Genomic DNA, 23,541 nt, shown 5'->3' with positions numbered 1-23,541 from the left:
GATCTGGCGCGGGCCGGGGCGGGGGAGTTGCGGGAGGCGGTGGCGGGGGCGGAAGCGGTGCTGTCCGGGCTGGGGGCGGTCGGGAAGGCGGGGGTCGGGGTCGCGGAGGCCGGGACGCGGGCGGTGGTGGGGGCGATGCGGGAGGCCGGGGTGCGGCGGCTGCTGGTGGTGAGTGCCGCGCCGGTCGGGACGGTGGCCTCGCCGGACCGGCCGAACCCGCCGCGGCACGACCCGGGCGAGGGGCTGGTGATGCGGTACGTGCTGACGCCGGCGGTGAAGCGGGTGCTGCGCGCGCACTACGCGGACCTGGCCCGGATGGAGGACGTGGTGCTGGCCAGCGGCCTGGACTGGACGGTGGTGCGGCCGCCCCGGCTCACCGACGGCCCGCTGACCTGTGACTACCGGGTCGCGTACGGGCAGAACCTGCGCGGCGGGTCGAAGGTGTCGCGGGCGGACGTCGCGCACTGCATGCTGCGCGGCGTGTCCGACCCGGACACCGTCGGGCGGATCCTCGGCGTCGCCCACTGACCGGCCGGGGCGGGTGGCGGCGGCGCCTACCCTGAGGGGATGTCAGCTCCTCGTCTGCGCCGGGTGGCCGTGCTGGTCCTGGACGGCGCCAAGCCGCTCGACGTCGGGATCCCGGCGCAGGTGTTCTCCACCCGGGGCAGCATGCCGTACGAGGTGCGGGTGTGCGGGGCGGCGCCCGGGCTGGTCGCGGGCGGGGACGGCCTGTCGTACCACGTGGCGCACGGGCTGGAGGCGCTGGAGTGGGCCGAGTCGGTGTTCGTGCCCGGCTACCGGCACCCCGACCGGGACGACCCGCCGCCCGCCGTGGTCGACGCGCTGCGCGCCGCGCACGCCCGCGGGGCCCGGCTGGCGGCGATCTCCACCGGGGCGTTCGCGCTGGCCGCGACCGGCCTGCTGGACGGCCGCCGGGCCACCACGCACTGGCACTACACCCGGGCGCTGGCCGCCAAGTACCCGAAGGTGCGGGTGGACGAGAACGTGCTGTTCGTCGACGAGGGCAGCGTGCTCACCTCGGCGGGCGCCGCCTCCGGCATCGACCTGTGCCTGCACGTGCTGCGCGGCGACCTCGGGGTGGCCGCCTCCAACCACACCGCGCGCCGGCTGGTCGCCGCGCCCTACCGCAGCGGCGGCCAGGCGCAGTACGTGCCGCGCAGCGTGCCCGAGCCGGTCGGCGAGCGGTTCGCGGCCACCCGGGAGTGGGCGCTGCACCGGCTGGACGGGCCGCTGACCGTCCGGGCGCTGGCCCGGCACGCCGCCGTCTCGCCGCGCACCTTCTCCCGCCGCTTCGTCGAGGACACCGGCTACACGCCGATGCAGTGGGTGCTGCGGGCCCGCGTCGACCTGGCCCGTGAGCTGCTGGAACGCTCGGAGCACAGCGTCGAGCGGATCGCCGCCGAGACCGGCCTGGGCACCGGCGCGAACCTGCGCGCCCACTTCCAGCAGATCCTCGGGACCACGCCCAGCGAGTACCGGCGGACCTTCACCAGGGGGCAGTGACCGGCTGGCACGATCCTTGCGAACAGTGGCACGGGCGCCACTGCCGACCGCCCTTCCGGCGAGCGAGAGTGGAAGCAACACCACCCGGCGGGAACGCCGCAGGAGAGCCGCAGAGAAGGGCACCACCCATGACCCGCATCGCCGTCAACGGATTCGGCCGCATCGGACGCAACGTGCTGCGCGCCCTGCTGGAGCGCGACAGCAAGCTGGAGGTCGTCGCCGTCAACGACCTGACCGAGCCCACCGCGCTCGGCCGGCTGCTCGCCTACGACACCACCTCGGGCCGGCTCGGCCGCCCGGTCACCGTCGAGGGCGACACCCTGGTGGTCGACGGCCGCCGGATCAAGGTCCTCGCCGAGCGCAACCCGGCCGACCTGCCCTGGGCCGAGCTCGGCGTCGACATCGTGCTGGAGGCCACCGGCCGGTTCACCTCCGCCGACGCCGCCCGCGCCCACCTCGACGCGGGCGCGAAGAAGGTCCTGGTGTCCGCCCCCTCGGACGGCGCCGACGTGACGCTGGCCTACGGCGTCAACACCGACGCGTACGACCCGGCCGTGCACACGATCGTCTCCAACGCCTCCTGCACCACCAACGCGCTCGCCCCGCTGGCCGCCGTCCTCGACGAACTCGCGGGCATCGAGCACGGGTTCATGACCACCGTGCACGCCTACACCCAGGAGCAGAACCTCCAGGACGGCCCGCACCGCGACCCGCGCCGGGCCCGCGCCGCCGCCGTCAACATCGTCCCGACCACCACCGGCGCCGCCAAGGCGATCGGCCTGGTGCTGCCGCAGCTGGACGGCAAGCTGTCCGGCGACTCGATCCGGGTGCCGGTGCCGGTCGGCTCGATCGTCGAGCTGAACACCACCGTCGCCCGCGACGTCACCCGCGAGGAGGTGCTCGCCGCCTACCGCGAGGCCGCGGCCGGCAAGCTGGCGGGCGTGCTGGAGTACTCGGAGGACCCGCTGGTCTCCTCCGACATCACCGGCAACCCGGCCTCCTCGATCTTCGACTCGGAGCTGACCCGGGTCGACGGCCGCCACGTCAAGGTGGTCGCCTGGTACGACAACGAGTGGGGCTTCTCCAACCGGGTCATCGACACCCTGGAGCTGCTCGCCGCGAGCTGACGCCCCGGCGGACGGGGGCCCGGGCCGGTTCGCCGGCCCGGGCTCCCGCGCATTCACCTGCCGAGCAGGCCGACCGCGTTGCCGTCCGGGTCGGTGAACACCGCCAGGCGGTCGCCGCCCGGCACCGGGTGCGGCTCCAGGCGGCGGGCGCCGCCCAGCTCCACCGCCCGCTCCAGGGCCGCGTCCAGGTCGTCCACCCGGAAGTAGACGGCGAAACCGGTGTACGGGGCGTCCGGCCCGGCCTGGCCGATGCCGCCGGTCGGCTGCCCGGCGCCGTCGTCGCCGACCAGCGCGTACGTCCCGCTCCCGTCCAGGACGTGCACCGGCCAGCCGAACAGGCCGCCGTAGAAGGCGCGGGCGCGCGGGGCGTCGGGGGAGGACAGGTCGAACCAGGCGACGGTGTGCGGAACGCTTGTCATCGTGGGCTCCTCGGGGTCGGGAACGGGAAAGCCGTTCGAGGAGGAGACCGGCGCGGCGCGGCAGAATCGTCGCCCATGAGCGAGGTTTCTCCGGAACCGGGCGGGCTGGACGGGCCGGGCGGGCCGGCCGGGCTGGGCGGAACGGGCGGGGCCGCGGCGGACCTGGTGCTCGCCCGGGCCGGGGACGACGCGGCGTTCACCCGGCTGGTCGCGCCGCTGCGGCGCGAGCTGCACGCGCACTGCTACCGGATGCTCGGCTCGGTGCACGACGCCGACGACGCCCTGCAGGAGGCGCTGCTGCGGGCCTGGCGCGGGATCGGCCGGTTCGAGGGGCGCGGCTCGCTGCGCGGCTGGCTGTACACCGTGGCCACCCGCACCTGCCTGGACGCCGCCGAGCGGCGCGGCCGGCGTGCGCTGCCCGTCGACCTCGGACCGGCCTGCGAACGGGTCGTCCTGGACAGCGCGCCCGCCACCGAGGTGGCCTGGCTCGGCCCGTACCCCACCGGGGCCGGCGACGACCCGGCCGAACGCTACGAGCGGTACGAGGCCGTCGAGTTGGCGTTCGTCGCGGCGCTCCAGCAGCTGCCCGGCAACCAGCGGGCCGCGCTGCTGCTGTTCGACGTGCTCGGGTTCTCCGCCGCCGAGATCGCCGGGCTGCTGGACACCACCCCCGGCTCGGTCAACTCGGCGCTCGCCCGGGCCCGCCGCCGACTCGCCGCCGCCCCGTCCGGCTTCCCGTCCGCGCCGGGGCCAGGCGAGGCGCGGGCCCGGGCGACGGTGGCCGCGTACCGCGGGGCGCTGGAGCGCGGCGACGCCGACGCCCTGGTCGCGCTGCTCACCGAGGACGTCACCTGGTCGATGCCGCCGCTGCCGCACTGGTACCGGGGCCGGGACGCCGTCATGGCGTTCGCCCGGGCCGTCCCGCTGACCCGCTGCCCCAGCTGGCGGACCGTCCCGGTGGAGGCCAACTCCCGGCCCGCCGTGGCCTGTTACCTCGGTGCCTCGGCCGACGCGGTGCACACCGCCTGGTCGATCACCGTCCTCGACCTGGCCGCGGACGGCCGGATCGCCGGGCTGGTCTCCTTCCTGGGCGCCGAGCACTTCGCCCCGTTCGGCCTGCCCGTCAACTACCTTGGAAATTAGGGACGTTCACCGCCCGGGTCCGGCGCCGGTCCGCGTACAGGGCGCCGGCGGCCAGCAGGCCGAGGCCGGCCGCCAGCGGGGTCAGGTGCGCCGGGACCTCGTCGGTGCCGTACGAGGAGCCGTCGGTCAGGACGCAGGAGAAGCCGACCACCGGCACCAGGTCGATCCGGTAGTCGATCACGTGCTCGGCGGGCTTCCCGGGGATCCGGCACGGCCGCATCGGCGAGGAGTCGGTGCCGCCCTCCTCCGCCGTGAAGACCGCGCCCGCGAGGTGCAGCAGCGCCAGGCCCAGCACCAGCAGGGCCGCCCCGGACAGCAGCAGCCCCAGCAGCCGCTCCCACCGCCGGTCGAACGCCGCGCGGCCGGAGCGCACCAGCAGCGCGACGAGCGTCCCGAGGAACACGGGCGCCAGCACGAGGAACAGCAGGAGCAGCACGGCACGGCCTCCGACCCGGTCGGCGGGACGGCCGGAACGCCGCCCCCTGTGGTCAACAGAGCCACGACCGGGGTCGTTCGGTTCCGCACGGCCGAGCGCCGGCCGCGCGGAACCGGCGCCGGAAGCGGTGACAACCTTTCCACGGGGCCCGGCGTCTGGTCGGTGTGAGCCGAAAAACCGAGGACGACGCCTACGCCGATTTCGTCGGGACCGCCTGGCCCCGGCACCTGCGCACCGCGACGCTGATCACCGGCGACCGGCACCGGGGCGAAGAACTGCTCCAGGACTGCCTGGTCAAGTTGTACGTGCGCTGGGGGCGGATGAGGACCGAGGATCCGCACGCCTACCTGCGGCGGATGCTGGTCAACAACCACATCAGTTGGTGGCGGCGCCGCCGGAGGGAACTGCTCACCGCCGAGCCGCCGGACGCCCCCGCAGGAAGCGGGGCGTCGCCGGAGACGACCGACGAGCTGTACCGCGCCCTGCGCGAACTGCCGCCCCGGCAAAGGGCGGTGGTCGTGCTGCGGCACTTCGAGGACCTCTCGGAGAGAGACACCGCCGCGACTCTCGGCTGCTCGGTCGGCACCGTCAAGAGCCAGCACTTCCGGGCGATGGCCCGGTTGCGCACCGTGCTGTCCGGCAACCAGTCGAAGCAGTCGAAGCAGTCGAAGAACCAGGAGAGCGTCATCCGATGAACGACACCGAAGACCAGGAGGTGTCCCGCGCCCTGCGGGACCTGGCGGACCGTCACGGACCCGCCGGACCGGCCCCGGTGGCCGAACTGCTGCACCGGGGGCGCCGCCGCCGGGGCCTGCGGCTCGCCGCCGTCACGGGCAGCGTCGCGGCCGTCGCCGCCGTCGCGGTGCTCGGCGCGACCGCCCTCGGGGGCGGGGCGTCGCCCACCACCACCGCGGCCGGCCCGGCCGGCGGGGGCACGGCGTCCGCGTCGACGTCCGCGTCCGCGTCGACGTCCGCGTCGGCTTCCGCGTCGCCCGGTGCCACCCGCACCGGGCAGGTCACCGCCGGGCAGCTCGCCGAGCTGCTCAAGTCCCGGCTCCCGGCCGGGTACCACCCGGACGGCGGCCCGACGCTGATCGGCAACGGGGGCGTGGGCAGCAGCGACGAGGAGCTGCAGAAGCTGGCCGAGCAGCATAGCCGGGCCCCCGTGGCGGGCCGCACCGTGCGGGAGGAGGTCGGCGCGGGGTACACCGTCACCAACGGCACCAAGACCGGCACCGTGCAGATCACCGTCATGAAGGGGCCGGCCCCGGCCGAGCCCCTGACGTCCGACCTGTGCAACAAGCGGCCGGACTGCTCCGTCACCAAGCAGCCGGACGGCAGCACCGTGATGCTCTACCTGCCGAAGATGCCGCCGGACCTCCCGCAGGTGTGGCAGGCCGACCTGTACCGCCCCGACGGCGTCCAGGTGCTGGCCGAGTCCGGCAACGTCCCGCTGCCCGGCCACGGCCAGGACCTGTATGCCGGGCCGCCGCCGATGACCGGCGAGGCGCTCACCGCACTCGTCCTCGACCCGGTCTGGACGCAGGGGGCCGCCGGACACTGAACCGCGGGACACCGAGGAGGGCGGACCACCGCCCCCGGGGCGGGCCATCGGCCGGAGCAGGACGCCGGCGGTGGCGGGCGATGACGCCCGACGCCCCTGCACGTGACTGAAGTCCGGCAGGACGCACGCCTTCCTGCCGCCCCGGAACGACGGCGCACACCGCCCGTTCCGGCCCTCCGCGACGGCCCGCCGGCGCCGCGCGGCAGCACCGCGACACGCGGAACCCCGGCGTCCGGGCGGTCGACCCCCGGCGCCGCAGCGCCACCCCGCCCCCACCCTCCACGGCACCTGCCGCGAACCGTCCCCGTGCACGTCCGCGGCGGCGGCAGCGGGTGTGCGGGGCGCGCACGCGTACGCGGAACGGCCCTTCCGACGGTTCGTCACCACCTCCCCGCTGCGGTCAACTGCCGTTGCCGTGCGGGTGGTTCGACGTGCCGTCGGAAGGGCCGGGGCGGTGCGCGGGGCGGGTGGCGCGGGCTACTGCGGGTCGCGGTCGAACTGGGCGCGGGACCAGCGGTGGCCGAGGACGGTGAGGGCCGCGCACCAGAGGAGGGCGATCCACCAGTTGTTGCCGATGTGGGTGCCCAGGAGCAGGCCGCGCAGGGTTTCGATGGCGGGGGTGAAGGGCTGGTACTGGGCGACGGGCTGGAACCAGCCGGGCATGGAGTGCAGCGGGACGAAGGCGCTGGAGATCATCGGGAGCAGGATCAGCGGCATGGCGGCGTTGCTGGCGGCCTCGGCGTTGGGGCTGCCCAGGCCGAGGGCGACGGCGATCCAGGTGAAGGCGAGGGAGACCAGGGCGAGCAGGCCGAGGGCGGCCAGCCACTCCAGCGCGGTGGCGTGGTGGGGCCGGAAGCCGATGGCCAGGGCGACGGCGCCGACCAGCACCACCGAGGCGACGCACTGCAGGACGCTGCCCACGACCCGGCCGAACAGCACCGAGCTGCGGTGGATGGCCATGGTGCGGAAGCGGGCGACGATGCCCTCGTTCATGTCGGTGGCCATGGAGACGGCGGAGCCGATCACGGTCGAGCCGATGGTCATCATCAGGATGCCGGGCACGAGGTAGGCGAGGTAGGCGGTGCGGCCGGCGCCGCCGCTCATCGCGTTGCCGAAGACGTAGACGAACAGCAGGAGCAGCATCACCGGGGTGAGCAGCAGGTTGAGGGTGAGGGAGGGGTAGCGGCGGGCGTGCAGGAGGTTGCGGCGCAGCATGGTGGCGGAGTCGCGGAAGGCCAGGGCGGGGGTGCTCATCGGGCGTTCTCCGTTGCGGTGTCGGCGGTGTCGGCGGTGTCGGCGGTGTTCTGGGCGGGGACGGTGGTGGTGGGGGCGCCTGTGAGGGCGAAGAAGACGTCGTCGAGGTCGGGGGTGTGGAGGGTGAGTTCGTCGGCTTCGAGTCCGGCGGCGTCCAGGTGGTCCAGGAGGGTGCGCAGGGCGCGCTGGCTGCCGTCGCTGGGGGCGCGCAGGGTGAGGGCGTCGTCGTCGTGGGCGGCGTGCGGCAGGGCGTGGGCGGCGGCGCGGTAGGCGGCGGGGTCGGTGAAGCGCAGGCGGACGTGGCCGCCGGGGACGAGGCGCTTGAGTTCCTCGGGGGTGCCCTGGGCGGCGATGGTGCCGTTGTGCAGGACGGCGATGCGGTCGGCGAGCTGGTCGGCTTCCTCCAGGTACTGGGTGGTGAGCAGGACGGTGGTGCCGCCGGTGACGAGCCGGCGGATGGTCTGCCACATCTGGTGCCGGCTGCGGGGGTCGAGGCCGGTGGTGGGCTCGTCGAGGAAGATGACCTGCGGGTCGCCGACCAGGGTCATGGCGATGTCCAGGCGGCGCTTCATGCCGCCGGAGTAGGTGGCGGCGGGCTTGTCGGCGGCGTCGGTGAGGTCGAAGCGGGCCAGCAGCTCGACGGCCCGGGCCCGGCCTTCGGCCTTGGACAGGTGGTGCAGGTCGGCCATCAGGTGCATGTTCTCCCGGCCGGTGATCAGGCCGTCCACGGCGGAGAACTGGCCGGTGACGCCGATCGCGGCCCGCACCCGCTGGGGGGCGGTGGCCACGTCGTGCCCGGCGATGCGGATCTGTCCGGCGTCAGGGCGGACCAGGGTGGAGAGGATCTTGACGGCGGTGGTCTTGCCGGCCCCGTTCTGGCCGAGCAGGGCGAAGACTGTGCCCGCGGGGACGGCCAGGTCGACGCCCTTCAGGACGTCCTTGTCGCCGTAGGACTTGCGCAGCCCGTCCGCCGCGATGGCCAAGCCGGTCATGAGGTGCTCCTTGGGAAGTGGGTGTGACGTGCGGGGCTTGCTGCGCCGGTGAGGTGACGGCGGGTCAGGCGGTGCGGGCGGAGATGTCGCCGTGCGAGGTGGTGGCGCGGATGGTGACGGCGGGGACGTCGTCGGCGTTGCGCAGCGCGTTGTGGATGCGGCCGTAACCGGTGCCGGCGTCCAGCGAGGCGGAGACGCCGCGGGCCACGCCGACCGAGATCGAGCCGGACGCGGTGGTCAGGTCGAGCGTGCCGCGCACCGCCTCGGTGACGGTCAGGTCGCCGCGCTGGGTGCTGAACGCGGCGGGGCCGGTGAGGCGGCCGACCTCGATGTCGCCGTCCTGCAGGGTGAGCCGGGCGGCGGACGCCTCGTCGAGCTTGACGGTGCCCCGGGCGCTCTCGAAGGCGACGTCGCCGAGCCGGCCGACGCCCCGGAGCCGGGCGTCCGCGCTCTTCGCCTCGACCGCGGAGCCGGCGGGCAGCTGCACGGTGACCTCCAGGGCGCCGGACGAACCGAGCAGGCGGTGTGCGGCGGAGTCGGTGGTGATCCGCAGCACGCCGTCGGTGTAGGCGACCTCGGTCTGTTCGACGGCCTTGGTGTCGCGGCTCTTCGCCGGGTCGGCGGGGAGCAGTTCGACCACGGTGTCGGTGCGGTCGGCGGCGATGAACCGGACCAGGCCGGCCGGGATGTCCAGGGCGACGGTGATCGGGGCGGCGGTGTGGAACTTCTGCATGGCGGGCTCCCTGTTCGCGGGGCGGTGCCGGTGTGGCGCCGCTTCGTTTCTGACATTGGAAACGCTACGTTGCGTTCATGGATCGTGCAACAAGCTTGTTGCAATCGAATGGCATCTCTGCAGTTCAAGGCATATAAATCGTTGCAATGGCGCTGAAGCTAACGCAACGTCAGGGAGCATGTCCGTTGCAATGGACTGAGAGTGAACGCTATGCTGGGCGCGGTAACGTCACGCACCGCAGAAGGAGGCCCCCGATGCCGGGAGGCAGGCTCACCCAGCAGGAGCGCCAGCAGATCGCGCTGGGGCTGGCCGACGACCTCGCCTACGCGGAGATCGCCCGCCGGCTCGACCGTCCGACCTCCACCGTCACCCGCGAGGTCATGCGCAACGGCGGCCCCACCGGCTACCGGGCCGACCTCGCCCACCGGGCCACCGAGCACCGCGCCCACCGCCGGACCGCGCCGTCCCGCGACCCGCACCCGGCCGACCGCCCCGGCGACGGGCGCGACCCCGGCGCGATCGGGGCCTTCGAGGAGTCGATCACCACCGTCTTCATGCAGTCGGGACTGAGCCGGATGCCCGCCCGGGTGCTGGCCGCGCTGCTGATCACCGACTCCGGCAGCCTGACCGCCGGCGAACTCGCCCAGCGCCTCCAGGTCAGCCCGGCGTCGGTGTCCAAGGCGGTGGCCTTCCTGGACGAGCAGTCGATGGTCCGCCGGGAGCGCGACGAGCGCCGCCGCGAGCGCTACGTGGTGGACGACGAGATCTGGTACCAGTCCGCGGTGGCCAGCGCCCACGCCAACTCGGCGGTGGCGGCCGCCGCCCGCCGGGGCGTGCCGCTCCTCGGCTCGTCCAGCCCCGCCGGGACGCGGCTGGAGAACGTCGCCCGGTTCCTCGACCACCTCTCCGAGATGCTGCTGCGCGCCGCCGAACAGGGCCGCGACGTGCTGCTCGCCAAGCCCGCGCCGGAGCCTGACGGACCCGGCGCGCCTGACGGACCCGGCGCGTCTGACGGGGGGTCGGGGAGCGCGGCGGACGGCCGGGGCTGAGCGGCGCCCCGGAAACGGCGGGGCCCCGACCGCGTGGTGCTGCGGTCGGGGCCCCGGGGTGTCGGGCGGGCGGTGATCAGCCGGGCATCAGCCGGGCATCAGCGGTGCGCCGGCGGTGCGTCAGCAGGGGAAGGTGCCGCTGTAGAGCGCGTGGCCGTAGGAGGAGCTGCCGGAGCCGAAGCCGTAGATGCCGTCGTCGCTCCAGACCGCCTCGCGGAAGCCGCCCGCGCAGGTGGAGGCCGGGGCGAGGGCGAAGCCCTCCAGATTGTCGACCGGCATGACGGCGGGGTTGGTGTAGGTCACGTCGGGGACGATCGCGCCGGAGGCGTTGACCTTCAGGAAGGTGTGGGTCTCGCCGCAGGTGTTGTCGCAGGTGGCGACGATGCGCTGGGTGCCGGCGTCGAAGGTCACGTCCATCACGCCCGGCTTGCCGGTGGAGACGGTGCCGAAGGTGGTGAAGCTGCCGTCCGAGTTGAGGCCGTAGACGTGCAGGGTGCCGTCGTACTCCAGGCCGGCGAAGAACAGGCCGGCGCCGTGCAGCGGGTAGTTCGCCGGGTCGTAGGCGGCGCCGGTGAGCGGGTCGGTCCAGCCGTTGGCGGTCAGCCAGCTGTCCGGGACGTAGCCGACGCCCTCGAAGCCGAGGTTGGCGTCGTCCTTGCTGCCGGTGTTCAGCTGCGGGAACTGCGCGGTCATGTCCCACTGGTGCAGCGGGATGAGGGTGCTGCCGGTGGCGGCTGGGTCGAACTCCATGACGGTGTCCTTCGGCACGGTGTTGTTGGCGTTGTCGCGCTCGGAGGTCACGTAGAGGTGGCCGTTGCCGCCGACGGTCAGGCCCTCGGAGTCGGGCTGGCCGGTGCCGCCCGCGAAGCGGATCTGCTTGCCGGTGGCGCTCCAGGTGGCGTCCGGGACCCACTTGCCGTTGCTCTTGACCAGCTTGTACAGCCAGTTCTTGTTCTTGGCGGCCCACAGCACGGACGGGTTCGCCGGGTCGAAGGCCAGCCCGCTGACGTCCCGGCCCTCGGGGCCGGTGGAGGTGGTGAACGCGCAGACGTTGTCGGCGATGGTGACGTCGAGGCCGCCGGGCCAGGACCGGGTGCCGAACGGGGCGGAACCGGTGCCGCTAGGGGCCTCCGGGGTGCAGCCGCTGGTCAACGCGCCGCCACCGCCCAGCAGTTGGCCGGTGGTGCCGCCGCCGGTGCCGCCGCCGGGGGTGCTGCCCGCGCAGGAGTTCACCGCGCCGAAGGTCGCGCTCGCGGAGGTCTGGAAGCCGGTGGCGCAGCGCTCGTCCGAGGGCGAGGCGCCGGACGCGGCCCAGCTGACCGAGTCGACGGTGTCGCCGCTGCCGTCGAGCAGGAACAGCGAGTCGCTGCCGCCCAGGCCGATGGTCGAGCCGAACGTGACGTAGCCGCCCGCGGGGATGCTGGTCGCGCTCGGGGCGGAGGACGAGATCGAGGCGGCGGAGTGCGCGGTGTCGCTGTCGACGTACTTCCACGAGCCGATGCTGACCGCGCTGGTGCCGCCGTTGTACAGCTCGACGGTGTCCGAGCCGTCCGAGCTGACCTCGTTGATCCGGACCCGGCTCGCGGCGGGCGGCGACGCCGGGCAGCCGGCGGCGTTCGCCGAACCGAAGGTGGTCGTGCCGGTGCCGGTCACCCAGCTGCCGGTGCCGTCGCCGCCGCAGCGGGCCATCGCGGGCTTGGCCCTGCCGGTGGCCCAGTCGACCCGGTCGACCACGGTGCCGTCGGCGGTGTAGATCACCACCTTGTCCGAATCGCCCAGCCCCTTGGGCGAGTCGAAGGTGACGAAGCCGCCGGCCGGGATGCTGCTCGCGGACGGGCTGAAGGACTGCGGGGAGAAGCCGTCGTCGGACATCTTCCAGCCGCTGAGGCTCACCGCCGTCGAACCGCTGTTGTAGAGCTCCACCGTGTCGCTGTTGGCGGAGCTCACCTCGTTGATGCGCACGTTCTGGTAGCCGGCCGGGTCGGCGGCCGCGGCGGGCTGCGCGGCGAGCAGCCCGGTGACGACCAGCCCGGAGAAGGTCAGGGACGCGGCGCACAGGGAGGCGACGCCGACACGCGAGTGTGAGTTAGGCACGGGGCGGAACTCTGGCGACCCCACGTGGAAACAGCGTGTACGCGGGTTGAATCCCGGGCTCTTCCCGCCGGAACGCCAGGTTGGCGGGCCGCCGGTCCGACCGGATCCGGCCAACCGGCCGGGGCGGTCACCGCACAACTGACGGTTGACCACGTGGAGGGTGTTTCCGCAGCTCGCCCCACCTTCTACCGCCTACTGAACAACTCCTGGTTGTTCAGTAGGGTGGGCGTCATGGACCTCGAAGCCGTACGCACCTACGTCGCCGTCGCGGAGGCGGGCCAGTTCCAGAAGGCCGCCACCGACCTGGCGGTCACCCAGCAGGCCGTCTCCAAGCGGATCGCCGGGCTCGAACGCGACCTCGGCGTCCGGCTGTTCGCCCGCACCCCGCGCGGCGCCGAACCCACCATCGACGGCCTGGCGTTCCTGCCGCACGCCCGCGAACTGCTGCGGGTCGCCGACCGGGCCGCCGCCTCCGTCCGCGCCGGCCGCCGCCCGCTGCGGGTCGACGTGATCAACTCGCGCGGGGCGGCCGCCCGGCTGATGCGCGACTTCCACCGGGCCCACCCGGACGTCGAGTTGGACATCGTGATGCTGCTCGACATCGAGGCCGCCGTCGCCGCGATCCGCTCCGGCAGCGTCGACGCCTCGTTCCGGGCCGTCGCCATGCCCGGCCGGCCGCTGCCCGAGGACCTCACCGCCGTCCGGGTCGTCGACGAGCCGCTGCACCTGCTCACCGGCCCCGCGCACGCCCTCGCCGCCGCCCGCACGGTGCCGCTCGCCGAACTGGCCGGGCACCGGATCTGGATGCCCGGCATCCTCCCCGGCAGCGAGTGGGGCGCCTACTACGAGGCGCTGGCGGGCGAGTTCGGCCTGACCGTCGAGTCGACCGGCCCCAACTTCGGCTCCGACGCGCTGCTCGACACCATCGCCGACACCCCCGCCCTGGCCACCTTCATGGGCGAGGACACCCGCCTGGTCTGGCCCACCGGGTACGGCCTGCGCCGCATCCCGGTCACCGACCCCGTCCCGGTCTACCCGCACTCGCTGCTGCACCGCCGGGACGACCCGCACCCCGCCCTCCCGGCGCTGCGCGCCCACCTCGCCGCCGCCACCGCCGCCACGGCCCCCGTCGTCGGCGGCTGGATCCCGTCCTGGGCCCGCTGAGTCGTCGGCGGCCGGATCCCGTCCCGGGCCGCTGAACCGCCGCTACCCGGCGCTCCCTCCGCCCGCGCGCAGCGTCAGCAGGGTGATCTCGCTCGGCGCGAACACCCGGAACGGCGGCCCCCAGAAGCCGGTGCCCCGGCTGGTGTAGAGCTGGGTGCGCTCCCCGTGCCGGCTCAGGCCCTGCACCACCGGCTGGTCCAGCCGGACCAGGTAGCGGAACGGCCAGATCTGGCCGCCGTGGGTGTGCCCGGAGACCTGCAGGTCGACCCCGGCCGCCACCGCCTGCGGCACGTACTTGGGCTGGTGGGCGACCAGCAGTACCGGCAGCTGCGGGTCCGCCCCCGCCAGCGCGCCGGACAGGTCGGCCCGGTGCCCGGCCTCGCCGGAGGACGCCGCGGTGACGTCGTCCACCCCGGCCAGCACCAGGGCGTCCCCGCCGCGCTCCACCACCACGTGCCGGTTGTGCAGCGCCTCCCAGCCCAGCTCGGCCATCCGGTCCAGCCAGCCCTGGGCCTCGCCGCCGTACTCGTGGTTGCCCGTCACGTACACCCGGGCCAGGGCGGCCCGGACCGCGCCCAGCGGCGCGGACTGCGCGCGGCGCTGGGCCGGGGTGCCGTCCGCGATGTCACCGGCGTGCACCACCACGTCCGCCGCCAGCGCGTTGACCGCCTCGGTGACCTTCGCCGACCAGGCCGCCCGGTCGATCGGCCCGTAGTGGGTGTCGGCCAGCACCACGACCCGGGTGCCGTCCAGACCGGCGCCGAGCCGCGGCAGGCGGACGTCCAGCCGCCGCACCCGGGGCACCCGCATCGCCTCGTGGTGCCCCCAGGCCAGCAGGACGGCCGACACCAGCAGGACGGCCGCCGCGACGAGCCGGGCCCGGCCGGTGCCGCCGACGCCGAACCCGGCCAGCAGCAGGTCCGCCAGGCCGCCCAGCACCGACCAGGTGAACAGCACCCACACCACGCCCAGGCTGGTGTCCGCGATCCGGGCCGCCCGGTCGTCGCGGGACCGCGAGCGGTGGCCCGCGACCATCAGGAACGGGAAGCCGACCATCCAGGCCAGCAGCACGGCGGTGCCCGCCAGGACCACCGGCAGCGGCCAGTCGGCGCCGGAGGCGAGCAGCGTCCACCACGGCGGCAGGCAGAGCAGCACCAGGGCGAGCACCAGCACGCCCAGCCGCCGCAGCACCCTCCGCCGGGGCGTCCGGCCGCCGCTGTTGTCGCCGTCGCCGTCGCCGTCGCCGGGTTCGCGCGGTCCGGGGACGTGCGCGCTGCCCGCCCCGTCCTCGGCCCCGTCCTCGGTGTCCGTCCCGTCCAGGGTTCCGCTGTCCGCCACCGCGCCGCCTCCTGTGCGTGCCCCTCCGGCACGTGCCCGGTCAGCAGGCGATCCGGGCCGGCTCCGTGCGGGAGGTGATGCCGAGTTTCGCGCACGGGCGGGAGCGGTGGTAGCCCGAGGTGCGCCCCGGCGCCCGTGACACCCGCCCACCGGCCGGGGAGACTTGGCCCCCGCGGGCCCCACGGGCTCGTACGGACGGAAGGGCGGGGCGGGACGTGGCACTGGCGAAGAAGGGCTCCCGGCGGATCGTCGTCGACGGCGTCGAGTACCGCTGGCGGGTGAGCAGCAAGCACTGGTGCTGCGACCCCGACCCGCGCTCCCTGGGCTATGCGGTGGAGCACGCCGGCCGGCCCGGCACGACGCTGGTCGTGGACACCGGGCGGCCCGCCGTCTTCCCCCCGGAGATGGTGCCGGACCAGCTCGTCCTGCCGGCCGAGGTCGCCGCGGGCATCCGGGCCGCCCTGGCGGACGGCTGGACGCCCGACGCCGACGGCCCGCCGTTCGCCCTCTGCCTCTCCGCGCCCCAGTCGGTCGGTCGGTCGGCCGCCCGGCCCGGTACCGGCCTGAGACCGGTACCGGGGTGCTGACTTGACGGCCTGTCAGCCGCCGCCGTAGGTGGCCTGGGTGACCGCGAAGACATTCCGGTTGTTCGCGGGCTCCTGGAGGGACCACAGCAGGTCGGGCCCGGTGGCGTCCTCCCAGTAGGAGATGCTCTCGCCGCCGCTGACCCAGGCGAAGGAGGAGGACCCGGCGGTCGGGGTCCAGTAGTAGAGCTTCTTCTGGCTCGACGAGTTGAACCACCAGCGGCCGTTGTGCGAGGCCACGCCGTTGAGGTTGTACCAGGGCAGTTGGAGCGCCTGGCTGGCGGTGGTGGTCGCGGTGAACGTGGTGGCCCCGGAGGCGAACGGGAAGCGGACCGCCCGCGGCGCCCGGTTGGGGTAGGCGGTGCAGCCCGACTGGCAGGTGTACTCCGTCATCACGATCGACTTGCTGACCCGGTCCAGGGAGATCGACGACCACACCAGCTTGTCCGCGGCGGAGGTCTGCGCGGTGACGGTGCCGATCTGGGGCAGCACGTAGGCGTAGTTGTGCGCGTAGTAGACGGACCCGGACTGGCGGCCGATCTGGTCGGCGGTGCCGCCGGTGTCGGTGTTGAGGATCTTGCGCATGTCGAAGACCCGCATGCCGCGCCCGGTGTCGGCGACGTACAGGTAGTCGCCGTACCAGGAGACGCCGCCGGCGTGGACCGGGATGTCCTTGAAGCTCGGTGCGGCCGTGGTGCCGGTCGGCTCCACCAGCAGGATCTTGCGGTACTTGTTGGGGTAGGTGGCGTCCCAGTCGACCAGGGTGATCCGGCTGCGCTGCTGGGCGCCGTTGCAGCCGTCCTTGGTGTACCAGCTGACCAGCACCAGCTGGTGGCCGTCGTAGTTGCCGCTGTTCGCGGTGCCGATCGCGTCCCGGCTGGTGGTGATGCCCTGCGGGTAGCTCTGGCAGTCGCCGTCGTCACCGTCGTCGAACCGGAAGCCGCCGGACAGGCCGGCGACCGAGAAGGAGGACGCCAGCCCTTGCCGGTCGTGGTTCGCGTTGTCCATCACGGTGTGCACGGCGCTGGTCCCGAGCGTCGAGACCAGCGCGGTGTTGAGCGCGTCGTACTGGTGGTAGTCCGCGCTGAGCGTGTAGTCGGACGTGTCGAGCGCGGTCGGCGCGGTGGCCGCGGCCGCCGGGGGAGCGGCGGTGAGCGCGCCGGTGACCAGCAGTCCGGCGGCGAGCACCGCCCTTGCTGCGGTTCTGACTTGACGGATCATCAGGTCCTGCCTCTCCATGTGAACGGATCACTCTGGATCAACGGCGACTCACGCTAGGCGCGATCCGGACGTGTGCGCAACACCCCCGCCGCGCCCGCGCCTGCCCTCATCCCGTCGCGCCCGCGCCTGCCCTCATCCCGTCGCGCCCGCGCCTGCCGTCACCCCGTCGCGCCCGCGCTCACCCCTCCTCCCGGCGGGAGCAGTGCTCGGCGACGGTGTCCGCGAAGGCCCGGGCCAGCGGCGAGAGGGCGTCCCAGCGGCGGACCGCCCAGCCCGCGGTGAGCGGCGGCAGCGCGGGGATCGGCACCAGCCGCAGGTCCGGGTGCCCCGGCCCGCTCCACTCGGGCAGCGCCGGGACGACCGCCCGGCCGAGCCCGAGCCCGGCCAGCAGGATCGCGGTGTCCCAGTCCGTGACGCTGGTGTCGAAGACCGGCCGGATCCCCGCCCCGGCGAGCCAGGTGCCGAGCTGGGTCCGCGCGGTCGAGTTCTCGGGCAGCCCGATCAGCCGGACGTCCTGCAGGTCCGCGGGCTCGACGGACTCCCGCCCGGCCAGCGGGTCCCCGGCCGCCACCGCCAGCGACCAGGGCAGGTGCACGACCGGACGCTGCTCCACCTCCCCGCCCGCCGGCCGCAGCGTGATCCACGCCAGGTCCACCGCCCCGGCGGCGAGCGCGTCGAAGCAGCCCCGGCTGGACGTCTCGGTCTGGAACTCCAGGCTGGCCCGCGGGAACCGCCGCCGGAAGTCCACCACCGCCGCGGCCATGAAGTGCCGGACGATCGTCGCCCCGGTGGTGACCCGCACCGACCCGCCCTCCGCCCGGGCGAGCTCCTCGATCCGCCGCACCGCCTGGTCGATCCGCCCCAGCCCCTCGGTCACCGCCCCCCACAGCACCCGCCCGGCCGGCGTCGGCACCACCCCGCGCGGCTGCCGCTCCAGCAGGCTCAGCCCCAGCTCCCGCTCCAGCCGCTTCACGTGCTGGCTCACCGCCGACTGCGTGCAGCCCAGCTCCCGGCCCGCCGCGCTGAGCGACCCGGCCCGGCAGACCGCCCCGAACACCCGCAGATCATCAAGAGTCACGACCCCCAAGCCTAAGCTCGGCCCACCCCCAGCAAACCCATGGATTGACTTGGGCCGCACCAGGTTTGACCATCGTTCAGGGCCCAGGGCGGCAACCCGCCCGCGTCACCCCCGCGCTCCGGACGCGGCCCGACGCGGGCGGGTGTCGACCCGCCACCACGCACCCGCCCTCCCCACCCAGGAGCACCCATGAGCACCAGCAGGCAGACCGTGGCCGTCCTCGGCCCGGGCGGCGTCGGCGGCCTGATCGCCGCCCTGCTCGCCCGCGCCGGACACCGGGTCCGCTGCCTGGCCGGCGACCGCACCGCCGCCGCGCTGCGCGAACACGGACTGCACGTCGACAGCGTCCACCACGGCGAGTTCACCGTGCCGGTCGAGGCCGGCACCGTGCTGCGCGAACCGGTGGACACCCTCTTCGTCACGGTCAAGCAGACCGCGCTCCCCGAAGCCCTCGACCGCGTCCCGGCCGACGTGCTCGGCCGGGCCACCGTGATCCCGCTGCTCAACGGCCTCGACCACGTCGCCCTGCTGCGCGCCCGCTTCCCCGCGGCCCGGGTCCTCGCGGGCACCGTCAAGGTCGAGGCGACCCGCACCGCACCCGGCCGGATCGCCCACACCAGCCCCTTCACCGACCTCGAACTCGCCGCGCCCGAAGCCGAGTTCGCCCCCCTCGCGGAACTCCTGCGCGAAGCCGGACTCGGCGTCCGGCTGCGCGACGACGAGAACGCGGTGCTCTGGGACAAGCTCTCCTTCCTCGCCCCGTTCGCCCTGCTGACCACCCGCCACCGCGCCGACACCGGCACCGTCCGCACCCGGCACCGCGACGAACTGCTCACCGTCCTCGCCGAGACCGCCGCCGTGGCCCGCGCAGCCGGAGCCCCCGTCGAAGCCGAAACCCTGCTCGCCGTCTTCGACCGCTTCCCGCCCACCGTCAAGTCCTCGATGCAACGCGACGCCGAAGCCGCCCGCCCCCTCGAACTCGACGCCATCGCCGGCGCCGTCCTGCGCACCGCCCGGACCCACGGCATCCCCACCCCCGCCACCGCCCGCCTACTCGCCGCCATCCCGGTCCCCGCCCCCTGATCGAGTGAACGGGCGGAGCCGGAAGGTTCGCCGGATCGTTACCCGGGAAGGCGTTGCGAATATTTCGAATACTTCGGATGCTGCGACTACACTCGAAACCGGGAGGTCCGACTATGGCAACCACCGCGGAAGGCCGGAAGATCGCGCCGGGCACCGTCGACGCCCGGAGCGCCGAACGAGCCCTGCGCAGGATCCGCGACTACCTCGCGCACAACACCGACGCCACCACGGACATCACCATCCTCGGCGAGGTCGGCTCCGACGACCCCCTCGTCCTGCCGCGGCCCACCGTGGAGATGTTCGCCGCGATGCTCGCCGCCCTGGCGAACGGGCAGGGCGTGCAGGTCATGCCCGTCAACGCCATCGTGTCCACCCAGGTCGCCGCCGACATGCTCAACGTCTCCAGGCCCTACCTGATCGGTCTCCTGGAACGGGGCGACATCCCTTTCGATCGGGTCGGACGCCACCGCCGGATCAAGTTCAACGACGTCATGGAGTACAAGCGGAGGGACGACCGCGAACGCAAGGACGCCGCCGACGCCCTCACCGCCCTCGACGAGGAGCTGGGGCTGCTCTGACATGGCCTTCATCGTCCTGTACGACTCGAACGTGCTTTACCCGAACACGGTCCGGGACCTGCTCGTCCGGCTGGCCAGGCACGGAATTGTCCAGGCCAAGTGGACCGAGCAGATCCTCGACGAGGTGGAAGCCGCACTCCGCCGCAACGGCGTCGGGAACGACGGGAAGCGCGCGGAGCTGCGGCGCCGGATGAACGCGGCGGTGCGGGACTGCCTCGTCACCGGGTACGAGCCCCTGATCGAGGGGCTCAAGCTCCCCGACCCGGACGATCGCCACGTGCTCGCGGCAGCGATCAAAGCCGGTGCGCAGGTGATCGTCACCGACAACGCCAAGCACTTCCCGGTCGAGTGCACGGCGGAGTGGGGGATCGAACAGAAGAGCGCCGACGACTTCGTCATGGACTTGATCGACCTGGACGACCGCGTGGTCTACGGCTGCGTCATGGAGATCGTCGGCAGCCGACGGCGCGAACCGGTCACGTTCGACGACGTGCTGAACCAACTGGAGCGGTCCCGACTGATCGGCTCGGTGAGCATGCTCCGGGGCCGACCCGTCGAAAGCACCTGAGCCCGCCTGACCCCGTACGCCGATCGCACCGCCGGTACCCGCCCCCTGGTCACCCCGGCCGGGCAGTGCGATCATCCACCGGACGTCCGCCAGCCGCCCGGGGGAGCCGAAGTGCCCAGCACCGAACTGCACCACAGCTACGAGGTGGGGGCGCCGCCCGCCGACGTCCTCGCCCATCTCGCGGACCCCGCCCACTACATCGGCCTCTCCCCGCTCCTCGTCGACGTGCGCGAGGTCCGGCACGGGGACGACGGGACGACCCGCTACGTGGCGGTCGAACGCTTCCGCTTCCTCGGCCTGTTCACCCACGACAACCGCATCGAGGTCACCCTCCGCGCCGACCCGTCCCGCCTCCCGGCCGAGGCGGCCGTCAGCGGCGACGTGGTCAGCCCCGGCGGCGTCCGGATGTCCTACCGCTTCACCATCACCCCCGGCAGCGGCGCCACCTCCCGCCTCTCCGACACCCTCCACCTGCACGCCCCGTTCGGCCTGCTCCGCTTCGCCGCTCGCCAGGCCGCCGCCGTCCAGCAGTCCCGCGCCCGCGTCCTCGCCACCCGCCTGGCCCCCGCCCCCTGAAGGCTGGTCGGGCATGCCCGTCAGGACGGTTCGGAGAGCGGGTGCTCGGCGAGCCGCCCGGCGTCGAAGGCGAAGACCGGGTCGAAGAAGGGCTCCGGGCTGGAGGTACCGCGGCTCGGCTCGACGGCTCGGCCCGCGGAGCCCTCGGCGGCCTCAGCGGTCGAGGGCCGCGCCCAGTGCGTCCAGCCCGTCGGCGTAGATGCTGGTGAACAGGTCGACGGCCTCCTGCTCGGTGGTGCCGTCCGTCGGGCTGAACCGCCCGGACCACTGCACCTCGGCGAGGTCCGCCCGGCCGGGGACGGTGTGCACCCGGAGCGTGGAGACGTACCCGTCGACCGGGAAGGGGGCCTGCAGGATGGCGTAACTGTAGTGCCGTTCGGCCTCGTTGAAGTCGACCAGCCGTTCGACGATGACCTCCCCGGCGGGGTTGGCCAGGCGGCGCACCCGGCCGCCTTCGAGCGTGGTGCTCGCGGGGACGTAGGGCAGCCAGTCGGGCAGCGAGTCGAAGCCGCCGACGAGGCTCCAGACCCGCTCGGGGGTGGCGTGGACGGTGCGGCTGACGGAGGTGGAAGCCATGGGGGTTCTACTCCTGGTGAAGGGACGCGGGGGAGGCGCGGGTCAGGCGCCCTGCGGCAGAGGTGCGGTGGGGCTGACCAGACCGGCGGCGCGCAGGTCGTGCCAGAACGCGGCGGGGACGGCCTCGGCCAGCGCGGCGGTGTCCTCGGCGATCCGGTCGGGCCGGGTCGCGCCGGGGACGGCGGCGGCCGCCACCGGGTGGGCGAGCGAGAACTGCAGGGCGGCGGCCTTGATGCCGACGCCGTGCCGGTCGGCGAGGGCCTTCAGCCGGGCGACCTTCCCGACGATCTCCGCGGGGGCCTGCCGGTACTCGAAGTGGGTGCCGCCGGCCAGCACGCCGGAGCTGTAGGGGCCGCCGACGACCATCTCGACGCCCTGCTCCTGGGCGGTGGGCAGCAGGCGCTGGAGGGCGTGCTCGTGGTCGAGCAGGGTGTAGCGGCCGGCCAGCAGGAAGCCGTCGGGCTGCGGCTCGTCGAGGGCGAGGGTCAGTTCGATCGGCTCGGTCCGGTTGACGCCCAGGCCCCAGGCCCGGATCACGCCCTCCTCGCGCAGTCGGGACAGCACCCGGAAGGCGCCGGTGCGGGCCTCCTCGAACGTGCCGAGCCAGGCGTCGCCGTGGAAGTCCTGGGCGATGTCGTGCACCCAGACGATGTCCAGTCGGTCGGTGCCGAGCCGCTTCAGGCTGCCCTCGATGGAGCGCTCGGTGGCGTCGGCGGTCCACTCGTGGACGATCCGGTTCGGGTTGCCGTGCTCGAACAGGCCGCCCTTCTCGCCGAGTTCGTGGGCACCGGGCTCGTGCTCGTCGAGGATCACCCGGCCGACCTTGGTGGACAGCACGTAGGAGTCGCGCGGCTTGCCGGAGAGCACCTCGCCGAGGCGCTCCTCGGCCAGGCCCGCGCCGTACAGCGGGGCGGTGTCGTAGTAGCGGACGCCCTGGTCCCAGGCGGCCTCGACGGTGGCGCGGGCCTGCTCGTCGGGGATCGCCCGGAACATGTTGCCGAGCGGGGCGGTGCCGAAGCCGAGCTTGCCGGGGAGGAGGTTCTTGAGGGTCATGGCGGTGCCTTTGCGGAGCGGCCGGCAGGCGGCGGCCCGGGGGAGGGCCGGGGCCCGCCAGGCGGTGCGGGCGCGAGCATTCGATGCAGGCGCCCCTTACTTGCATCGACAATAATTGCACACGCCGACTAATGCAAACGGGCGCCCCGCACCCCGCCGCACCTTCCGCGCCCTGCCGACCCCCACCGCGCCCCGCCGACCCCCTGACGGGCCGCACCGAAAAGCCGCCCCGAACCGTGTGTACCTGTGCGAGGTCCTGAACCGAGTCACGACGGGAGTGGTTCCGATGGCCGTGGGATACCTGACGACCGTGCTGCTGGCCACCGCGGTCACGGTGTTCTGCCTGGTGCCCGTCCGCGGGCCGAGCGCGCTCTTCTGGTTCAGCTACCGCCTCGGCCTGGTCTTCAACGAACTGCCCTTCCTCGCCCTCTACGCCCTCGCCGCCTCGACCGCGCTCGCCTTCGCCGAGGGCGACATCACCACCACCGCCGACCGGCTGGCCGTCGCCCTCGCCGCCGTCACCGCCACCGGCCTCGCCGTCGTCGCCCGCCGCGGCATCCGCACCGCCCCCGTGGTCCGCCGCGCCCTCGCCGAGGCACTCGGCCCCGACGCCAACACCCCGCACCGGCCGCCCCTGACCCGCATCCTGCTCCACCCCTTCCTCCGCCGCCGCCGCGAGGTCGTCCGCGTCCCCGACCTCCGCTACGGCGACGCCGGCCCCCGCAACCTGCTGGACGTCTACCACCACCGCGCCCGCCCGCAGGGCGGCCCCGTCCTCATCCACTTCCACGGCGGCCACTACGACCAAGGCCGCAAGAACACCCAGTCCCTCCCCCTCCTGCACCGCTTCGCGGCCCGGGGCTGGGTCTGCATCAGCGCCAACTACCGCCTGCGCCCCGCCTTCTCCCACCCCCACCACCTGATCGACGCCAAGAAGGTCATCGCCTGGGCCCGCGCCCACGCCCACGAGTACGGCGCCCACCCCGACGCCCCGGTCTTCGTCTCCGGCAGCTCCGCCGGCGGCCACCTCGCCGCCCTCGCCGCCCTCACCCCCGACGACCCCGCCTACCAGCCCGGCTTCGAGTCCGCCGACACCACCGTCACCGCCGCCATCTGCCTCAACGGCTTCCTCGGCACCTACTTCGACGGCGACCCCGCCACCTCCCCCGTCAACCTCGCCCGCCCCGACGCCCCGCCCTTCCTCATCGCCCACGGCGACCTCGACGAACTCGTCGACCTGGACAACCCCCGCGCCCTCGACCTGGCGCGCCGCGCGTTCTCCCCCTCCCTCGTCGGCTCGGTCGACCTCCCCGGCGCCCACCACGCCTTCGACCTCTTCCACTCCTTCCGCTTCGAAGCCCTCATCGACGGCATCGAAGACTTCACC

General features: G+C 74.0%; 25 protein-coding genes. 14 read left to right on the top strand and 11 right to left on the bottom strand.

The window, feature by feature from the left end; translation table 11 throughout:
• The 3 genes from IH44_RS0131595 to gap all read left to right on the top strand — a co-directional run.
• Positions 1–528: NAD(P)-dependent oxidoreductase (locus IH44_RS0131595; RefSeq protein WP_030463215.1), on the top strand; the 528-nt coding region annotated here is incomplete at its 5' end.
• A 39-nt stretch (positions 529–567) separates the two neighbouring features.
• Positions 568–1,524, top strand: a complete 957-nt coding sequence (locus IH44_RS0131590) for a GlxA family transcriptional regulator (RefSeq protein ID WP_030463214.1) — start codon at positions 568–570, stop codon at positions 1,522–1,524.
• 128 nt (positions 1,525–1,652) lie between these two features.
• On the top strand, positions 1,653–2,651 hold the full coding sequence (gene gap / locus IH44_RS0131585) for a type I glyceraldehyde-3-phosphate dehydrogenase (RefSeq protein WP_030463213.1): 999 nt from the start codon (positions 1,653–1,655) through the stop codon (positions 2,649–2,651).
• A 53-nt stretch (positions 2,652–2,704) separates the two neighbouring features.
• Here the strand turns inward: gap and IH44_RS0131580 are convergent, their stop codons facing one another.
• Positions 2,705–3,070, bottom strand: coding sequence for a VOC family protein (locus IH44_RS0131580; protein ID WP_030463212.1), 366 nt, complete (start codon positions 3,068–3,070; stop codon positions 2,705–2,707).
• Positions 3,071–3,145: 75 nt separating this feature from the next.
• Here IH44_RS0131580 and IH44_RS0131575 point away from each other — a divergent pair, with 75 nt between their 5' ends.
• A complete protein-coding gene (locus tag IH44_RS0131575) occupies positions 3,146–4,213 on the top strand; it encodes an RNA polymerase subunit sigma-70 (protein ID WP_081967243.1) in 1,068 nt (355 codons plus the stop codon).
• Here IH44_RS0131575 and IH44_RS43275 read toward each other — a convergent pair.
• Positions 4,194–4,649 carry a hypothetical protein gene (locus tag IH44_RS43275; protein WP_051817658.1) on the bottom strand — a complete coding sequence of 152 codons (456 nt, stop codon included), beginning with the start codon at positions 4,647–4,649 and terminating at the stop codon, positions 4,194–4,196. The genes IH44_RS0131575 and IH44_RS43275 overlap by 20 nt on opposite strands.
• 164 nt (positions 4,650–4,813) lie before the next feature.
• Between IH44_RS43275 and IH44_RS0131565 the strand changes: the two genes are divergently transcribed.
• Positions 4,814–5,344 carry a SigE family RNA polymerase sigma factor gene (locus IH44_RS0131565; RefSeq protein WP_051817656.1) on the top strand — a complete coding sequence of 177 codons (531 nt, stop codon included), beginning with the start codon at positions 4,814–4,816 and terminating at the stop codon, positions 5,342–5,344.
• Positions 5,341–6,213 (top strand): hypothetical protein, encoded by an 873-nt coding sequence (locus IH44_RS0131560; RefSeq protein WP_030463208.1) that lies wholly within the window; start codon positions 5,341–5,343, stop codon positions 6,211–6,213. The genes IH44_RS0131565 and IH44_RS0131560 overlap by 4 nt, the downstream gene beginning before the upstream one ends.
• A gap of 477 nt (positions 6,214–6,690) precedes the next feature.
• On the opposite strand, the gene IH44_RS0131555 is transcribed toward IH44_RS0131560, so the two are convergent.
• From IH44_RS0131555 to IH44_RS0131545, 3 genes are all read right to left on the bottom strand, one after another.
• Positions 6,691–7,467, bottom strand: a complete 777-nt coding sequence (locus IH44_RS0131555) for an ABC transporter permease (RefSeq protein ID WP_030463207.1) — start codon at positions 7,465–7,467, stop codon at positions 6,691–6,693.
• Entirely contained in the window at positions 7,464–8,459 is a 996-nt protein-coding gene (locus IH44_RS0131550) for a daunorubicin resistance protein DrrA family ABC transporter ATP-binding protein (protein ID WP_030463206.1), read from the bottom strand. The genes IH44_RS0131555 and IH44_RS0131550 overlap by 4 nt, the downstream gene beginning before the upstream one ends.
• Before the next feature lie 64 nt (positions 8,460–8,523).
• Complete coding sequence (locus IH44_RS0131545; protein WP_030463205.1) at positions 8,524–9,192, bottom strand: DUF4097 family beta strand repeat-containing protein; 669 nt, start codon at positions 9,190–9,192, stop codon at positions 8,524–8,526.
• A 254-nt stretch (positions 9,193–9,446) separates the two neighbouring features.
• Between IH44_RS0131545 and IH44_RS0131540 the strand changes: the two genes are divergently transcribed.
• Positions 9,447–10,241, top strand: coding sequence for a helix-turn-helix domain-containing protein (locus tag IH44_RS0131540; RefSeq protein WP_030463204.1), 795 nt, complete (start codon positions 9,447–9,449; stop codon positions 10,239–10,241).
• A 120-nt stretch (positions 10,242–10,361) separates the two neighbouring features.
• On the opposite strand, the gene IH44_RS44750 is transcribed toward IH44_RS0131540, so the two are convergent.
• Positions 10,362–12,335 carry a lamin tail domain-containing protein gene (locus IH44_RS44750; RefSeq protein WP_232795156.1) on the bottom strand — a complete coding sequence of 658 codons (1,974 nt, stop codon included), beginning with the start codon at positions 12,333–12,335 and terminating at the stop codon, positions 10,362–10,364.
• 231 nt (positions 12,336–12,566) lie between these two features.
• On the opposite strand from IH44_RS44750, the gene IH44_RS0131530 reads away from it, so the two are divergent.
• Positions 12,567–13,499 carry a LysR family transcriptional regulator gene (locus tag IH44_RS0131530; protein WP_030463202.1) on the top strand — a complete coding sequence of 311 codons (933 nt, stop codon included), beginning with the start codon at positions 12,567–12,569 and terminating at the stop codon, positions 13,497–13,499.
• Positions 13,500–13,541: 42 nt separating this feature from the next.
• Here the strand turns inward: IH44_RS0131530 and IH44_RS0131525 are convergent, their stop codons facing one another.
• Complete coding sequence (locus IH44_RS0131525; protein WP_051817663.1) at positions 13,542–14,690, bottom strand: metallophosphoesterase; 1,149 nt, start codon at positions 14,688–14,690, stop codon at positions 13,542–13,544.
• Positions 14,691–15,052: 362 nt separating this feature from the next.
• Here IH44_RS0131525 and IH44_RS0131520 point away from each other — a divergent pair, with 362 nt between their 5' ends.
• Positions 15,053–15,424 (top strand): hypothetical protein, encoded by a 372-nt coding sequence (locus IH44_RS0131520; protein WP_063759711.1) that lies wholly within the window; start codon positions 15,053–15,055, stop codon positions 15,422–15,424.
• 12 nt (positions 15,425–15,436) lie between these two features.
• Here IH44_RS0131520 and IH44_RS0131515 read toward each other — a convergent pair whose 3' ends face one another.
• Together IH44_RS0131515 and IH44_RS0131510 are read right to left on the bottom strand one after the other, a co-directional pair.
• Entirely contained in the window at positions 15,437–16,642 is a 1,206-nt protein-coding gene (locus IH44_RS0131515; protein ID WP_030463199.1) for a hypothetical protein, read from the bottom strand.
• A gap of 178 nt (positions 16,643–16,820) precedes the next feature.
• Positions 16,821–17,720: a LysR family transcriptional regulator gene (locus IH44_RS0131510; RefSeq protein WP_030463198.1), complete on the bottom strand. Its 900-nt coding sequence runs from the start codon at positions 17,718–17,720 to the stop codon at positions 16,821–16,823.
• Positions 17,721–17,909: 189 nt separating this feature from the next.
• On the opposite strand from IH44_RS0131510, the gene IH44_RS0131505 reads away from it, so the two are divergent.
• The 4 genes from IH44_RS0131505 to IH44_RS0131490 all read left to right on the top strand — a co-directional run bounded on the left by IH44_RS0131505 (position 17,910) and on the right by IH44_RS0131490 (position 20,525).
• Complete coding sequence (locus IH44_RS0131505; RefSeq protein ID WP_030463197.1) at positions 17,910–18,803, top strand: ketopantoate reductase family protein; 894 nt, start codon at positions 17,910–17,912, stop codon at positions 18,801–18,803.
• Positions 18,804–18,916: 113 nt separating this feature from the next.
• The gene (locus IH44_RS0131500) at positions 18,917–19,381 is read left to right on the top strand and encodes an excisionase family DNA-binding protein (protein WP_030463196.1); all 465 of its coding nucleotides are present in this window, start codon (positions 18,917–18,919) and stop codon (positions 19,379–19,381) included.
• A gap of 1 nt (position 19,382) precedes the next feature.
• Positions 19,383–19,949, top strand: a complete 567-nt coding sequence (locus tag IH44_RS0131495) for a PIN domain-containing protein (protein WP_030463195.1) — start codon at positions 19,383–19,385, stop codon at positions 19,947–19,949.
• 111 nt (positions 19,950–20,060) lie between these two features.
• Positions 20,061–20,525: an SRPBCC family protein gene (locus IH44_RS0131490; protein ID WP_030463194.1), complete on the top strand. Its 465-nt coding sequence runs from the start codon at positions 20,061–20,063 to the stop codon at positions 20,523–20,525.
• Between the two features lie 153 nt (positions 20,526–20,678).
• Here IH44_RS0131490 and IH44_RS0131485 read toward each other — a convergent pair whose 3' ends face one another.
• Both IH44_RS0131485 and IH44_RS0131480 read right to left on the bottom strand, forming a co-directional pair.
• Positions 20,679–21,101: an SRPBCC family protein gene (locus tag IH44_RS0131485; RefSeq protein WP_030463193.1), complete on the bottom strand. Its 423-nt coding sequence runs from the start codon at positions 21,099–21,101 to the stop codon at positions 20,679–20,681.
• A gap of 42 nt (positions 21,102–21,143) precedes the next feature.
• On the bottom strand, positions 21,144–22,154 hold the full coding sequence (locus tag IH44_RS0131480) for an aldo/keto reductase (RefSeq protein ID WP_030463192.1): 1,011 nt from the start codon (positions 22,152–22,154) through the stop codon (positions 21,144–21,146).
• Between the two features lie 286 nt (positions 22,155–22,440).
• Between IH44_RS0131480 and IH44_RS0131475 the strand changes: the two genes are divergently transcribed.
• The coding region (locus IH44_RS0131475; RefSeq protein ID WP_035957005.1) for an alpha/beta hydrolase at positions 22,441–23,541 on the top strand (1,101 nt) is incomplete at its 3' end.

This window comes from Kitasatospora sp. NRRL B-11411, assembly GCF_000721345.1.
Taxonomy (GTDB): domain Bacteria; phylum Actinomycetota; class Actinomycetes; order Streptomycetales; family Streptomycetaceae; genus Kitasatospora; species Kitasatospora cineracea.
The sequence above is the reverse complement of the archived record's forward strand: the minus strand, read 5'-3'. Positions and strand labels throughout refer to the sequence as shown.